The 14,800-nt window shown below is 67.7% G+C and carries 17 protein-coding genes; 1 reads left to right on the top strand and 16 read right to left on the bottom strand.

The genetic code is table 11. The features are described from left to right. Positions 1-198: 198 nt before the first annotated feature. Positions 199-1,452, bottom strand: a complete 1,254-nt coding sequence (gene murA, locus A5771_RS03230; RefSeq protein ID WP_064853757.1) for a UDP-N-acetylglucosamine 1-carboxyvinyltransferase — start codon at positions 1,450-1,452, stop codon at positions 199-201. Between the two features lie 101 nt (positions 1,453-1,553). Between murA and A5771_RS03225 the strand changes: the two genes are divergently transcribed. Further along, on the top strand, positions 1,554-2,144 hold the full coding sequence (locus tag A5771_RS03225; protein ID WP_064853756.1) for a cob(I)yrinic acid a,c-diamide adenosyltransferase: 591 nt from the start codon (positions 1,554-1,556) through the stop codon (positions 2,142-2,144). Between the two features lie 23 nt (positions 2,145-2,167). Here A5771_RS03225 and A5771_RS03220 read toward each other — a convergent pair whose 3' ends face one another. The 15 genes from A5771_RS03220 to rpmE form a co-directional block, all read right to left on the bottom strand. Continuing rightward, the gene (locus A5771_RS03220) at positions 2,168-2,611 is read right to left on the bottom strand and encodes a DUF2550 domain-containing protein (protein WP_064853755.1); all 444 of its coding nucleotides are present in this window, start codon (positions 2,609-2,611) and stop codon (positions 2,168-2,170) included. Positions 2,612-2,625: 14 nt separating this feature from the next. Beyond that, on the bottom strand, positions 2,626-2,991 hold the full coding sequence (locus tag A5771_RS03215; protein ID WP_064853754.1) for a F0F1 ATP synthase subunit epsilon: 366 nt from the start codon (positions 2,989-2,991) through the stop codon (positions 2,626-2,628). A 33-nt stretch (positions 2,992-3,024) separates the two neighbouring features. Then, a complete protein-coding gene (gene atpD, locus A5771_RS03210; RefSeq protein WP_064853753.1) occupies positions 3,025-4,455 on the bottom strand; it encodes a F0F1 ATP synthase subunit beta in 1,431 nt (476 codons plus the stop codon). A 34-nt stretch (positions 4,456-4,489) separates the two neighbouring features. Next, the gene (locus A5771_RS03205; RefSeq protein WP_064853752.1) at positions 4,490-5,413 is read right to left on the bottom strand and encodes a F0F1 ATP synthase subunit gamma; all 924 of its coding nucleotides are present in this window, start codon (positions 5,411-5,413) and stop codon (positions 4,490-4,492) included. A gap of 7 nt (positions 5,414-5,420) precedes the next feature. After that, positions 5,421-7,070 (bottom strand): F0F1 ATP synthase subunit alpha, encoded by a 1,650-nt coding sequence (atpA, locus tag A5771_RS03200; protein ID WP_064853751.1) that lies wholly within the window; start codon positions 7,068-7,070, stop codon positions 5,421-5,423. Between the two features lie 61 nt (positions 7,071-7,131). After that, positions 7,132-8,472: a F0F1 ATP synthase subunit B/delta gene (locus A5771_RS03195; RefSeq protein WP_064853750.1), complete on the bottom strand. Its 1,341-nt coding sequence runs from the start codon at positions 8,470-8,472 to the stop codon at positions 7,132-7,134. Between the two features lie 6 nt (positions 8,473-8,478). After that, the gene (locus tag A5771_RS03190; RefSeq protein ID WP_064853749.1) at positions 8,479-8,985 is read right to left on the bottom strand and encodes a F0F1 ATP synthase subunit B; all 507 of its coding nucleotides are present in this window, start codon (positions 8,983-8,985) and stop codon (positions 8,479-8,481) included. Between the two features lie 8 nt (positions 8,986-8,993). After that, positions 8,994-9,254: a F0F1 ATP synthase subunit C gene (locus A5771_RS03185; protein ID WP_019735417.1), complete on the bottom strand. Its 261-nt coding sequence runs from the start codon at positions 9,252-9,254 to the stop codon at positions 8,994-8,996. Positions 9,255-9,316: 62 nt separating this feature from the next. Beyond that, positions 9,317-10,072 (bottom strand): F0F1 ATP synthase subunit A, encoded by a 756-nt coding sequence (gene atpB, locus A5771_RS03180; RefSeq protein WP_064853748.1) that lies wholly within the window; start codon positions 10,070-10,072, stop codon positions 9,317-9,319. Next, entirely contained in the window at positions 10,065-10,511 is a 447-nt protein-coding gene (locus A5771_RS03175; RefSeq protein WP_064853747.1) for an ATP synthase subunit I, read from the bottom strand. Before A5771_RS03175 ends, atpB begins: the two co-directional genes overlap by 8 nt. Positions 10,512-10,626: 115 nt before the next feature. After that, complete coding sequence (locus tag A5771_RS03170) at positions 10,627-11,805, bottom strand: glycosyltransferase family 4 protein (protein WP_207545378.1); 1,179 nt, start codon at positions 11,803-11,805, stop codon at positions 10,627-10,629. Continuing rightward, entirely contained in the window at positions 11,802-12,461 is a 660-nt protein-coding gene (locus tag A5771_RS03165) for an L-threonylcarbamoyladenylate synthase (protein ID WP_064853746.1), read from the bottom strand. The genes A5771_RS03170 and A5771_RS03165 overlap by 4 nt, the downstream gene beginning before the upstream one ends. Then, on the bottom strand, positions 12,458-13,327 hold the full coding sequence (gene prmC / locus A5771_RS03160; RefSeq protein WP_064853745.1) for a peptide chain release factor N(5)-glutamine methyltransferase: 870 nt from the start codon (positions 13,325-13,327) through the stop codon (positions 12,458-12,460). Before prmC ends, A5771_RS03165 begins: the two co-directional genes overlap by 4 nt. A gap of 60 nt (positions 13,328-13,387) precedes the next feature. Beyond that, the gene (gene prfA / locus A5771_RS03155) at positions 13,388-14,464 is read right to left on the bottom strand and encodes a peptide chain release factor 1 (RefSeq protein ID WP_064853744.1); all 1,077 of its coding nucleotides are present in this window, start codon (positions 14,462-14,464) and stop codon (positions 13,388-13,390) included. Positions 14,465-14,536: 72 nt separating this feature from the next. Continuing rightward, on the bottom strand, positions 14,537-14,785 hold the full coding sequence (gene rpmE, locus A5771_RS03150; protein WP_064853743.1) for a 50S ribosomal protein L31: 249 nt from the start codon (positions 14,783-14,785) through the stop codon (positions 14,537-14,539). Positions 14,786-14,800: the final 15 nt, after the last annotated feature.

Below are 14,800 nucleotides of genomic sequence, written 5' to 3'. Positions count from 1 at the left end.
GGGCGCCAAGGATGTGGCAAAAACAACAACAAACAAAAACCACCAAACACACTATTGAGTTCTCAAACAACACGCCCGGTTTCCAGGCAACCTCGCCATTCTACTCGGTAGTTGGAGTTGAGTCAACTCCGACTTTTCGATGTTACCGGAAGGTCTTCCAGACTGCTCGACGATCCGCGTGCGGGGCGCCGGCCTGACCTATCTTACACGTTCTATTTCGGCACCGAGACTGGCCAGGTACTCCACGAACAACGGGTAGCCGCGATCGATGTGGTAGACGTCGTGGACCTCGGTGTCACCGTCTGCGACCAGGCCCGCAAGGACCAGACCGGCGCCGGCGCGGATGTCAGAGGCCCACACCGGCGCGCTCGAGAGCTGCGGCAGACCGCGCACCACCGCGTGGTGTCCGTCGGTGCGGGCGTCGGCGCCCAGGCGGATCATCTCCTCGACGAACCGGAACCGGGCTTCGAAGACGTTCTCGGTGATCATCGACGTGCCGTCGGCGATCGCCGCCAGGCCGATCGCCATCGGCTGCAGATCGGTCGGGAAACCCGGGAACGGCAGGGTCGCGACGTTGACCGCCTTGGGCCGGTCGTATTGCACCACCCGGAAGCCATTGTCGGATTGGGTCACGGTCGCCCCCGCGTCGTGCAGCTTGTGCAGGACCAGCTGCAGGTGCGCCGGGTCCACCCCGGTCACCGAGATGTCGCCGCGGGTCATCACCGCCGCGATCGCCCAGGTGGCGGCGACGATCCGGTCGCCGATCACCTCGTGCTCGGTCGGGTGCAGGCGCGGGACCCCGGTGATCTTCAGCGTCGGTGAGCCCGCGCCTTCGATCTGCGCCCCCATCTGGTTGAGCATGGTGCACAGGTCGGCGACGTCGGGCTCACGCGCGGCGTTGTGGATGGTCGTGACGCCCTCGGCCAGCACCGCGGCCATCAGGATGTTCTCGGTGGCGCCGACCGAGGGAAACTCCAGCTGGATCTCGGCGCCGCGCAGGCGATCTGCGTGCGCGACCACACAGCCGTGCTCGATATTGCAGGTGGCGCCCAGCTGGCGCAGGCCGGCCTGGTGCATGTCGAGCGGGCGAGACCCGATCGCGTCACCGCCGGGCAGTGCGACCTTCGCGCGCAGGCAGCGGCCCACCAGCGGGCCGAGCACGCATACCGAGGCCCGGAACTGGCGCACCGCGGCGAAGTCCGCGTCGTATTTGGGTTCGTCGGGCGAGGTGATGCGCACCGTGGTGCCGTCGAGCTCGACGTTAGCGCCCAGCCCGCGCAGCACCTCGGCCATCAGCGGCACGTCGAGAATGTCCGGGCAGTTGGTGATGGTGCTGGTGCCCTCAGCCAGCAACGCCGCGGCCATCAGCTTCAGGACGCTGTTCTTAGCGCCGCCGACGGCGACCTCACCGGACAACCGGTTGCCGCCGGTAACCACGAAACGCTCACCCACCCGCGTCAGTGTAGTGAGGACTCGACGCCGGTCCCGAATGAATCCCGGCGCTGACCCGAGCCGGCCTCACACCGGTGGACCCGCCCGGTACGGTTTGGGCCATGGCAGTGCATATCACCCGCGTCTACACCCGTACCGGCGACGACGGCACGACCGGATTGAGCGACTTCTCCCGGGTGCCCAAGACCGATCCCCGCCTGGTGGCCTACGCCGACTGCGAGGAGGCCAACGCCGCGATCGGGGTGGCGATCGCGCTCGGCACACCTGACGAAGCGGTCAGCGCGAGGCTGCTGCAGATCCAGAACGATCTGTTCGACACCGGTGCCGACCTGGCCACTCCGGTGGCGGAGAACCCCAAGTATCCGCCGCTGCGCATCACCCAGCACTACATCGATCGCGTCGAATCCTGGTGCGACGAATACAACGAGCCGCTGCCGGCGTTGAACTCGTTCATCCTGCCGGGCGGTTCGCCGCTCTCGGCGTTGCTGCACGTGGCCCGCACGGCGGTGCGCCGCGCCGAGCGGTCGGCGTGGGCGGCAGTCGACGCGGATCCGACCGGCGTGTCGGTGCTGCCGGCGAAATACCTGAATCGCTTGTCGGACTTGATGTTCGTGCTCTGTCGAGTGGCCAACGCCGACGGGGATGTGCTGTGGCGGCCGGGTGGCGATCGGACCGATCGTCCCGAAAAGTAGCCGGCGCCAACCGTTTCGGCTACTCAGTAGCTGTGGCGGCGGGATCGCGGCGACGGCCGCGCCTCCAGCCAGGACAGGAACGCGGTCCGGGCCCCGCGGTCCAGCGCGATCTCGAACCCGGCCCGGCCATCCTGGTGGGTGTCGCACAGCTCGAGCACCACGAGCTCGTCGGTCATGATGTCGAATTCGTCACCGCGGGGAGCGCGCCGCGACACCACATCCACGCCCCGCCGGGACAGCCTGCGGTCCGGCCACAGCCGGACACTTGAGAGCCGGTAGAAGGCGGCCTCGCCGCCGCGATAACGGATCACGCCATGACGCCAACCGTGCCCGCCGACGGCCGGCATGTCACGCATGATCGCCGCGGTGCCGCCCTGACGCAGCTTCCACAACCGGTAGCTCAGCGCGACCACGGCGCTGAAAAGCACGGCGACGAGCACGACCATGCACATCATGGGCGTGCTCATCGATTCATGCTCCGCTAATCGATGACACCCAGGGCGCGCAGCCGCGCACGACCGTTGGCCGCGACACGGGGGTCGCCGGACTGCGCATCGTGCCGCGCGGACGCCTCGTCGATCTCCTCGACGAAGTCCACCGACTCCGCGAGGATGCTCACCCCTTCTTCGGTGACCGTCAGGAACCCGCCGTGGATCGCGATGCGCAGGTCATCTTCGTCCTGGCGCTCCACTTTCACCATCGCGTCGTCGACCAGCTGGGCGACCAACGGAATGTGCCGCGGGTAAATCCCGATCTCCCCCACGGTGGTCCGGGTGAAGATGAACGTCCCCTTGCCCGACCACACCTTCCGGTCGACGGCGACGATGTCGACGTCAATCTCGGCCATCACAGGCCCCCTTCCACGGCTGGACGACGGTCATCACAGCTTGGCGCCCAGGCTCTCGGCCTTCTTGGCCAGGTCGTCGAGCCCACCGATCAGGAAGAACGCCTGCTCGGGCAGGTGGTCGAAGTCGCCCTTGGTCAACCGGTCGAACGCCTCGATGGTCTCCTTCAGCGGCACCGTCGAACCCGGCTGGCCGGTGAACTGCTCGGCCGCCATCATGTTCTGGCTCAGGAACCGCTCGATCCGCCGCGCCCGCCCGACCAGCTGCTTGTCCTCCTCGGACAGCTCGTCGATACCCAGAATCGCGATGATGTCCTGCAGGTCCTTGTAACGCTGCAGAATCCGGATGACCTCCTGGGCGACGCGGTAGTGCTCGTCGCCGACGATGGCCGGGTCCAGGATCGTCGAGCTGGAGGCCAGCGGGTCCACCGCCGGGAAAATGCCCTTGGAGAACACCGCACGGCTCAGCTCGGTGGTGGCGTCCAGGTGCGCGAAGGTGGTCGCCGGCGCCGGGTCGGTGTAGTCGTCGGCGGGCACGTACACGGCCTGCATCGAGGTGATGGACCGACCGCGGGTCGAGGTGATCCGCTCCTGCAGCTCGCCCATCTCGTCGGCCAGGGTGGGCTGGTAACCCACCGCCGAGGGCATCCGGCCCAGCAGGGTCGAGACCTCGGAGCCGGCCTGGGTGAACCGGAAGATGTTGTCGATGAACAGCAGCACGTCCTGGCCGGCCTCGTCGCGGAACCACTCGGCCATGGTCAGCGCCGACAGCGCCACCCGCATACGAGTGCCCGGCGGCTCGTCCATCTGGCCGAACACCAGCGCGGTGTCCTTGAGCACGTTGGCGTCCTCGAGCTCGACCCACAGGTCGTTGCCCTCACGGGTGCGCTCCCCCACGCCGGCGAACACCGAGGTGCCACCGAAGTTGCGGGCGATACGGTTGATCATCTCCTGGATGAGCACCGTCTTGCCCACGCCGGCACCGCCGAACAGGGCGATCTTGCCGCCACGCACATACGGGGTGAGCAGGTCGACGACCTTGAGGCCGGTCTCCAGCATCTCGGTGCGCGGTTCCAGCTCGTTGAAGGCCGGCGGCTTGCGGTGAATGCCCCAGTGCTCGAAGTCCTCGCCGTAGCCCGGCTTGTCCAGGCAGTGACCCAGCGCGTTGAACACGTGGCCCTTGACCTCGTGACCAACCGGCACCGAGATCGCCTTGCCGGTGTCACTGACCTCGGTCCCGCGCACCAGGCCGTCGGTGGGCTGCATCGAGATGCAGCGCACCAGGTTGTCACCCAGGTGCTGGGCGACCTCGAGGGTCAGCGTCTTCGCCAGCTCCTCGAAGGCGATGTCGGCGTGCAGCGCGTTGAACAGCCCGGGTACCGCGCCCCGCGGAAATTCGACGTCAACCACGGGGCCGGTTACGCGCACGACGCGGCCGGCGGTTGTCTTGTCAGCGGTAACAGTCATTATCTTCTTCGCTTCCTAGTGCTTAGCGGGGGGCTTACCGGGCATCGGCGAGGGCATTGGCGCCGCCGACGATTTCGCTGATTTCCTGGGTGATCTGGGCCTGGCGTTCGCGGTTGGCCTCCAGCGTCAACGCCTTGATCAAGTCGTCGGCGTTGTCGGTCGCCGACTTCATCGCGCGCTGGCGCGAAGCCAGCTCGGAGGCAGCCGAGTCGAGCAGCGCCGCGTACACGCGGGTGGTCAGATACCGCGGCAGCAGCGAGTCGAACAGCGTGGTGGCGTCCGGCTCGAAGGAGTACAGAGTCCGGGGACCGGTGTCCTCCTCACCGATGTACTCCACCAGCATCGGTGCGATCCGCCGCGCCTCGGCCGACTGCGACAACATCGAGCGGAAGTCCGTGGAAACGATGTGCAGCTCATCGACGCCGAGCACTCCGTCAGCTCCGGGGTGGCCACCCTCGTCGTCCACACCTGACATGAACGCATCGACCAGGGTCGAGGCGATCTCGGCGGCGTTCTCGTAGGTCGGCTGCTCGGAGAAACCGGCCCACGAATCGGTGATCTCCCAATTTCGGAAGCTGTAGTACGCCAGTGCCTTGCGGCCGACGACATACAGCACCGGCTCCTTGCCCTCCGAGCGCAGCAGCGCGAACAGCTCCTCGGCCCGACGGAAGACGTTGGCGTTGTAACCGCCACACAGACCGCGGTCACTCGACACCACCAGCACGCCCGCCCGAGTGCGCTCTTCGCGCTCGACCAACAACGGGTGGTCCAGGGCCGCCTCGGCGGCCAACGTCGTGAGCATCCGAGTGATCTCATCGGCGTACGGCCGCGCCGTCTGGAGCCGGGCCTGCGCCCGACCGATACGCGAGGTGGCGATCAGCTCCTGGGCCTTGGTGATCTTCTTGATCGACCCGGCGGAGCGGATTCGCCCGCGTAGTTCGCGAAGTGTGGCTGCCATGGCGGAGTTACTTCTTCTTCGCCGGCGGGGCCTTGCGGACCTGCACCGCTTCCTTGGCGAGCTCGTCCTCGTCGAGCGCTTCTACGCGTTCGTCGGGCACCACCGAACTGCCGTCGGTGGCGGCGAAGCCCTTCTTGAACTGTCCGATGCTCGCGACCAGTTGCTCGGTGGCCTCCTCGGAGAGCTTCTTGGACTCACGGATGCCGGCCAGGATGTCGCTCTCGGAGGCCCGGATGTGGTCGAGGAATTCGGATTCGAACCGGGCGACGTCCTCGACCGGCACCGAGTCCAGGTGCCCCTCGGTACCCAGGAACACCGCGACCACCTGCTCCTCGACCGGCATCGGCGCGTACTGCGGCTGCTTGAGCAGCTCGACGAGCCGAGCACCGCGCTCCAGCTGCGCCTTGCTGGTGGCGTCCAGGTCGGAGGCGAAGGCGGCGAACGCCTCCAGCTCGCGGTACTGCGACAGGTCCAGACGCAGCGAGCCGGCCACCTCCTTCATCGCCTTGATCTGCGCGGCGCCACCGACGCGGGACACCGACACACCGACGTTGATGGCCGGCCGGACACCCTGGTTGAACAGGTCGCTCTCCAGGAAGCACTGGCCGTCGGTGATCGAGATGACGTTGGTCGGGATGTAGGCCGAGATGTCGTTGGCCTTGGTCTCGATGATCGGCAGACCGGTCAGCGAACCACCGCCGAGCTCATCGGAGAGCTTCGCGCAGCGCTCCAGCAGCCGGGAGTGCAGGTAGAACACGTCGCCGGGGTAGGCCTCACGGCCAGGCGGGCGGCGCAGCAGCAGCGAGATGGCGCGGTAGGCCTCGGCCTGCTTGGTCAGGTCGTCGAACACGATCAGCACGTGCTTGCCCTGGTACATCCAGTGCTGGGCGATCGCCGAACCGGTGTACGGGGCCAGCCACTTGAAGCCGGCCGAGTCCGACGCCGGGGCGGCGACGATCGTGGTGTAGTCCATGGCGCCGCCCTCTTCCAGCGCGCGGCGCACGCTGGCGATGGTGGTGCCCTTCTGGCCGATCGCGACGTATACGCAGCGGACCTGCTGGTTGGGGTCGCCGGTCTCCCAGTTCTGGCGCTGGTTGAGGATGGTGTCCACACACAGGGCGGTCTTGCCGGTCTTGCGGTCGCCGATGATGAGCTGACGCTGGCCACGGCCGATCGGAGTCATGGCGTCGACGGCCTTGATACCGGTCTGCAGCGGCTCACTAACGCTCTGACGCTGCACCACCGAGGGCGCCTGCATCTCCAGCGGACGCCGGGTCTCGGACTCGATCTCGCCCCGGGCGTCGATCGGCTGACCCAGCGGGTTGACCACGCGACCGAGGAAGCCGTCGCCGACCGGCACCGAAAGCACCTCACCGGTGCGCTTGACCTGCTGGCCCTCTTCGATGTTCTCGAAGTTGCCCAGGATCACCGTGCCGACGTTGTGCTCGTCGAGGTTCAGGGCCACGCCCAGCACCCCGCCGGGGAACTCCAGGAGTTCCTGGGTCATCACCGAAGGCAGGCCCTCGACGTGTGCGATGCCGTCGCCGGCGTCGATGACGGTGCCGACCTCCTCGCGCGCGGTGTCGGCGCTGAAGGAGCTCACGTACTCCTCGATCGCCCCCTGAATGTCGTCAGAGGAGATTGTCAACTCTGCCATGGCTTTTCGTCTTCCTGCCTTCGAAATTGGGTTGTGGGCTCTGGGACCGGGTAGGTCTTGGTCAGTCGGGCAAGTGCGTCTTCGCAGCGGCCAGGCGCGAGGACAGCGTCCCGTCGATCACCTCGTCGCCGACCGAGATCGTCAACCCGCCCAGCAGTGCCGGGTCGATGCCGACCTGCACCCGCACCGGGTGGCTGTAGATCCGGCTCAGCACGGTGTTCAGCCGGGTGCGCTGGGCGTCGCTGAGTTCGGCGGCCGCGCCGACGTGCGCCACCACCTCACCGCGGCGTGCCACGGCGAGCTGGGCCAGGTCGGTCACCGCCTGATGCGCGGATTGACCGCGCAGCAACCGGACCGTCTGCTCCAGCAGCGCCGTCGTGATCGCATTGGTACCGCCGGCGTTTCCGATGACGTTGCGCAGCAGCCCGGCCCGGCCGGCCGCCGGCATCGCGGTGTCGCTGAGCAGGGTGTCCAGCCGGGGTTGGGCGTCGAGGATGCGGGAGAACCGGAACAGCTGGTCCTCCACCTCATCGACCTTGCCCGCGCGCTCGGCAGACAGCAGCAGTGCCTGGCGGGCGACGTGTTCGACGGCGGCGACCAGGTCGGCACCGTTGGACCACCGGGCCGACGCGGCGTCGGTCACCAATGTCAGCGCCGGGGCGCCGATCTTGTCGGCGAACAACCGCTGCGCCAGGCGCTCCTTCGGGGCGGCGTCTTCGGTCGGAACGGTCAGGTGTCGAGTCACCACCGTCTCGCGCTCCAACACCTCGGCGACCGCGGTGAGGTCACCGGCCAGCGTGGTCAGCCCCTGCTCATCGAGATCGCCGGCCACCTCACCGAACTTGTCCAGCAGGCCGTTGAGCGCCTCCCGGCTGGCCGAACGCAACCGGGCCAGGATGGGCGATTCCACCTCGACCGACTTGGGAGCCATGGCGTCGAGTTCGTCGAGGAACCGATCCACCGTCGCCGACTGCCGTCCCGGGTCGCTGACGTGATCACGCACCATTTCGCCGGCCCGACGCACGGATTCGTCACCGAGGTCGGCACGAAGCTCACGAACGAGCTGCGCACGCAGCAGTTGCACCTGGGCGGCGCCCTGCACCTTGATGCGTTCCACCTCGGCGTCGGCCTGGGTGCGCAACTGCGCACCGATGCGTTCGGCGTCGGCGTGGGCTTCCTCGGTGACCCGCTGTGCCTCCGTCTTCGCCCGTGCCACCGCGTCGGCGTGGGCTTGGTCGGCGGTGGCCAGCCGCTCGGCCGCGGCCGCCGCCTCTGCCAGCTGCTGGCGCACCGACTCCTGCTGGGCCGCCATCAGTCTGCGCACCGGCGGCACGACGAAACGCACCAGCAGGAAGACGATCAGCCCGAAACCGACGAGCTGTCCGAGGAAAATGCCGTCCATTGCCAGCTACCGTCCTACCGTCGATACGTCCACGCCGAGAATCCGGCCCGCCAGGGTCGCCGACAGGTCCTCGGCTTTGGCACGCAATTCCGCCGCCATGGCCTCGCCGTCCCGCTTGAGCTGTTCGTCAGCACTCTGCAGGGTGGCGGCCACTTCAGTGTCCGCTCGCCCGCGCATGTCGTCCAAGACCGCCCGGCCCTGGGCCCGTGCCTCGTCACGCACCGCCGAGGCCTCCACCCGAGCCGCCGCCATCTGCTGCTCGTAGTCGGCCTCGGCGGCCGCGGCCTGCTCGGCCGCCTGCCTGCTGTCGGCGAGAGTCTTGGTGACCATGTTCTCGCGCTCTCGCAGCACCTTCATGATCGGCGGCACCACGAAGGTGCTGATCACGGCGAGCACGATCAGGAAGATCGCGAGCACGACGAAGAAGGTGCCGTCGGGGAGAAGGAAGCTCTTCTTCGAGCCTTCCTCAGCCGCCTGGCTCACGGCCAGCACGACAACGCTCATGTCACCCATCTCGTGCGTTACTGCTGCGCGGCGATCGGGGTCGCGAAGACGAACAACGCCATGAAGGCCAGGTTGATGAAGTAGGCCGCCTCAACCAGACCAACGGTGATGAAGAACGGCGTGAACAGCCGACCCTGGGCCTCGGGCTGCCGAGCGATACCGGCGATCAACGCGTTACCGGCGATACCGTCACCGATACCGGCGCCGATGGCGCCACCGCCCATGATGAGACCGCCGCCGATGAGGGCACCGAGTCCGATCAGATTGGGATCTGCCATTTCTATCCTCCTTGCTTAGCTGGTAGGGCTCTACCAGGTCTGATGTGGTCGTGCAGGTCGTACTAGTGGTGGTCTTCTTCGAGCTCCATGGCCTGACTGAAGTACAGGATGGTCAGCAGCGCGAAGATGAACGCCTGGATCAGTCCGACGAACAGGTCGAAGGACTTCCAGATCGCGTTCGGCGCCACCATGTAAACGGGCCCCAGCAACGCGATCAGGCTGACCAGGATGCCGCCGGCGAAGATGTTGCCGAACAGACGAAGGGAGAGCGAGACCGGCTTGGCGATCTCCTCGACCAGGTTGATCGGCGCCAGGATCGCCACGTGGCCCTTGAGCACCCGCAGCGGGTGGCCCACCAGGCCGCGACGCCAGAACCCGGCCAGGTGATAACCGACGAAGACCAGCAGCGCGAGCGCCAGGACGAAGTTGATGTCGGCCGCAGCGGAGCTGAGCAATTCGTGGACTTCGCCGTCTTTGGAGTACTGCACCGGCAGCACGGACAGCCAGTTGCAGGTGAGGATGAAGACGAAAATGGTGACTGCCAGCGGCAGCACGAACGGCGCGATCCGCATCCCGATGGCGCCCTCGATCTGGTTGCGCATCTGGATGGTGATCGCCTCGAAGAACAGCTGCACGCCGCCGGGAACCCCGGTCGAGGTGACCTTGGCGCGCAGGAACAGCGCCAGGGCGATCACGATCGCCGCGGCGATCGCGGTGGAGGTGATGGTGTCGATGTTGACCTCACCGACCAGCGGCCATACCGCGGTCTCGTGGTGGCCGACCTCGATGCCACCCTCAGCCAGGATCGACTCAGTCATTTTCCGTCCCTTCAGCGCCGGACTCTGACGCTTGCGCGCGGAGCTTTTTTACCACTGGCAGCATGCTCGTCAGCACCAGCACCACCTCGAACAGCGCCAACCCGAACAGCGCACCGAGTCCCTCGGGCCGGAACTGGTAGGCGATCGCCAGGCCGATGGCGCTGATGACCAGCAGGCGGGACGCCGAATTCAGCGCCATCTTCTTCTTCAGCGGGTGGTCCTGGGCGGTGATTCTCAGCGCGGACCGGCGGATCAGCAGCGCATTGCCCAACCCGAGCGCCAGGCCCAGCCCGAAAAACACGCCGAACAGCGGGCGACCGAATTGAGCGGCCACGGCGATCGCAACACCGGTCAACGCGATACAGATCAGCAGCAGCCGAATCGGTTGGAATACCACCGACGGCAACACCAACGGCGCATCCTGCGCTGGTGTCGTCACCGCCTCACCCCAATCTTGAATTGCGCTGTGTCACTGTCGTGAAGTTGCCCGCCGAGCGTATCGGATACCCGATCGCGTTGCGGAACCACCTACAGCACCATCCTAGACGGTGCTACTACCGCGCGTCGTAGGGGCTGTCTTCCAGGCCGTTCTCCCGCCGCAGCAGCGGGATCAGCGTAACGACGATCGCGACGAGCATCGCCCCCAGCATCACCGCCCCGGTATAGCGCGGATCGAAGAAGATGGTGCCGGCGGTGCCGAACGCGACGATCGCCACCCACAGATAGATCAGCAACACCACCCGGCGATGCGAGTGGCCGATCTGCAACAGCCGGTGGTGCAGGTGCATCTTGTCGGGGCTGAACGGGCTGCGGCCGGCCCGGGTGCGCCGGATGATCGCCAGCAGCATGTCCAGTGCGGGCACGCACACCACGGCCGCCACCAGCAGGAAGGGCGAGAGCAGGGCAAAGACGTCGCGGGCGCCGTACGCGCTCTGCGAGATCGGGCCCGCCGCGGTCGTGGAGGCGGCGGCCAGCATCAGCCCGATCAACATCGATCCGGAATCGCCCATGAAGATCTTGGCGGGATGGAAGTTGTGCGGCAGGAAGCCCAGGCACGCCCCGGCGAGCACCACCGAGATCAGCGCCGGCGGGTAGAACAGCACGTCGCCCCCGTGATCGGAGAGCAGGCCGACGGAGAACATGCAGATCGCCAGTGCCGTGATCAGGCCCAGCCCGGCCGCCAGTCCGTCGAGTCCGTCAACGAAGTTCATCGCGTTGACCACCGACACCGTCAGCGCCAGGGTGAGCAGGATCGACGACACCTGGTCGAGCACCACGGTGCCGACCCCGCCGATCGGGATGTAGAGCACGCTCCAGGCGACGCCCATCGTGACCAGAACGCTGGCCGCGGTGATCTGGCCGGCGAACTTGGTCAGCGCATCCAGGCCCCACTTGTCGTCGAGCAGGCCGATGCCCATGATCACCCCGCCGGCCAGCACCACCGCCGGCATGCCGGTGGAGTAGACGAAGCCGCGGGTGAGCGCGGGCAACTGCGATGCCAAAAAGATCGCGGCGACGATGCCGACATACATCGCCAGCCCGCCCATCCGCGGGGTCGGCTGCACGTGCACGTCGCGCTCCCGCGGGTAGGCGACCGCACCGAGTCGGGTGGCCAGCCAACGGACGGGCCCGGTGCTGAAATAGGTGATGATCGCGGCGGTCAACCCGACCAGCGCGAGCTCCCGCAGCGGCACACCGGCGCCACGGTCGGCAAGCGCGAGCAGGCTGGTCACGGCGCCCCCGTCAGCGTGGCCGCGTCCAGGCCCAGCACCGCACCGATCTGCTCGGCCGAGACCGGCCCGGTCCGGACGATGCGGGGCGCGGGTCCGGTCAGATCGACGATCGTCGAGGCCTTCCCCTGTTCGGCCGGGCCCGCGTCGAGGTAGACGTCGACGGCCTCGCCGAGTTGGCGGCGCGCCTCTGCGGCGTCGACGGCCGGGGCGCCTCCGGAGACGTTGGCGCTCGACACGGCCATCGGGCCCACGGCTTTGAGTACCTCGAGGGCCACCGGGTGCAGCGGCATGCGCACCATGACCGTGCCGCGAGCTTCGCCGAGGTCCCACTGCAGCGACGGCGCCTGAGTGACGATGATGCTGAGGGCACCCGGCCAGCACGCCCGGATCAGCTGACGAGCGGCATCGGGTACCACCAGGGCCAGCCCGTCGATGGAGTTCCACGACCCGACCAGCACGCCCACCGGCATGTCGCGGCCACGTCTTTTGGCTGCCAGCAGCGCGGCCACCCCGGCGGCATTGAACGCATCGGCGCCGAGGCCGTAGACGGTGTCGGTGGGCAGCACCGCCAATCGGCCGCCGCGTACCGCATCGATCGCCGCCGCGATCCCGGCCGCGCGCTGGTCGGCATCGGCGCAGTCGAAAAACTGTCTCATGGTTGATCGTTCCTGACCGCTGTCACGAACCGGGGCCGGCCGGCCAGGTCCGGTCGAGACACCACATCTTCGAAAGATCCAGTGTCGCGCACGGTTTGGACCGTGGCCGCCGCGGTGGTGTCGTCATGTTCGACGGCGAACAGGCCGCCGGGACGCAGCAGGCGTGCGGCCAGGGCCGCCAGCGGGGTGATCACCGACATGCCGTCCGGGCCGCCGAACAGTGCATGCGCCGGATCATGCTGGGCCACTTCGGGGTCCAGCTCTGCGCCGTCGGGGATGTAGGGCGGATTGCTGACCATCAGGTCGACTCGTCCGTCCAGCTCCGACAGCAGGCCGGGCGCGGTGACATCGGCACAGATCAATTCCACCGCCGTGGCCGCGCAGTTGCGGTGCGCATAGCGCAGTGCGGTTTCGGAGTCGTCCACGGCGAGCACCCGGGCGCCGGGAAGACGCTGGGCCATCGCGAGCGCCAGGGCACCGGAGCCGGTGCAGGCGTCGACGATCACCGCAGCACCGGGAAGCTGTTGCCTGAGGGCCCAATCCAGCATCGCCTCGGTCTCCGGTCGCGGGACGAACACTCCCGGACCGACGTGGAGCGTCGCCGGACCGAACGGCGCGGTCCCGATCAGATGCTGCAGCGGGACCCGGGATCGGCGCGCGGCGACCAATTCCCGGTAGCGCCCGAAGAAGACGTCGCCGGGCGGGTCCAGCAGCGCCAGCCGGCCACGTTCGGTGCCGGCGGCATGCGCGGCGAGTTCTTCGGCGTCGTATCGGGCCGAGTCGATTCCGGCATCGGCGAAGACCGCTGTGGCGGAGTCGATCGCGTCCCGGAGTCTGCTGTGCTTGATGGTCCGCCTCCTCCTCATCGCTTCGTCCCCCTCGGCGCTGCGCGCCTGGGGGCACCCCCACTGCATCGTCGCCGGTGGCTACGCGGTCCCCTGCAACCGGGATTCCTTGTCGGCAGCGGCCAGCGCATCGAACATCGCGTCGAGGTCTCCGTCGAGGACCTGGTCGAGGTTGTGCGCCTTGTAACCGATGCGGTGGTCGGTGATCCGGTTCTCCGGGAAGTTGTAGGTGCGGATGCGCTCGCTGCGGTCCACGGTGCGGATCTGGCTGGCGCGATCGGCGGAGGCGTCGGCCTGCGCCTGCTCCTCGGCGACGGCCTGCAGCCGGGCCGCCAGGACCTGCAGCGCACGGGCCTTGTTCTGCAGCTGGGACCGCTCGTTCTGGCAGGTGACCACGATCCCGGTCGGCAGGTGGGTGATGCGCACCGCGGAGTCGGTGGTGTTGACGCCCTGGCCGCCTTTGCCCGAGGACCGGTAGACGTCGATGCGCAGGTCCGATTCGTCGATCTGTACCTCGGCGACCTCTTCCGGCTCGGGGTAGACGAGCACGCCGGCGGCGGAGGTGTGCACCCGACCCTGCGATTCGGTCACCGGGACCCGCTGTACGCGGTGGACCCCACCCTCGAACTTCATCTTCGACCAGACGCCGTCGGCGCTGTCGCCTTTGCTGGCGATGGTGATCGTCGCGTCCTTGTAGCCGCCGAGGTCCGAGGTGGTCTCGTCGAGCACCGTCACCGACCAGCCGTGCCGTTCGGCGTAGCGGATGTACATCCGGGCCAGGTCGGCGGCGAACAGCGCAGACTCCTCACCGCCCTCACCGGATTTGACCTCAAGCACGATGTCGTCGGCATCATGCGGGTCGCGGGGCGCGAGCATGTCGGTGAGCGCGCCGTCCAGTTCGGCGACGCGGGCCTCCAGTTCGGGCACCTCCGCGGCGAAGGACGCGTCGTCGGCGGCAAGCTCCCGGGCGGCCTCCAGGTCACCGCGGGCGGACTCGAGCTTGCGGTGGGTGGCGACGATGGGCGCCAACTGGGCGAAGCGGCGTCCGACTCGGCGGGCCTCGACCGGATTGTTGTGCAGTTCAGGATCGGAGAGTTGAGTTTCCAGCGCGGCGTGTTCGGCCAGCAGAGCCTCGATCGTCTGCATGCTGTGGGTCATCTCACCTCCATCCCCGAACGCAAGCCGACGCCCGGGTGACGTGCGGACACGTTCCGGGCGTCGGTGAGGACGCTACTTGTCGGCGGCTTCGGCTGCGTCGGCTGCGGCGCCGGACTTGCGCTTGCCGTAGCGCTTCTCGAAGCGGGCGACCCGGCCGCCGCTGTCGAGGATCTTCTGCTTACCGGTGTAGAACGGGTGGCACTGCGAGCAGACCTCGACCACGATGTGGCCGCTCTCCTTGGTGCTGCGGGTGGTGAAGCTGTTGCCACAACCGCAGACCACGGTGGTCTCGCCGTAGGCGGGGTGAATGCCAGTTTTCATGATGTCCTCTTCGAT

This window comes from Mycolicibacter sinensis (assembly GCF_001667375.1).
In the GTDB taxonomy this organism is placed as follows: Bacteria; Actinomycetota; Actinomycetes; order Mycobacteriales; family Mycobacteriaceae; genus Mycobacterium; species Mycobacterium sinense_A.
Note: the sequence above shows the minus strand (reverse complement) of the source record. Positions and strands in the feature narration are given on the sequence as shown.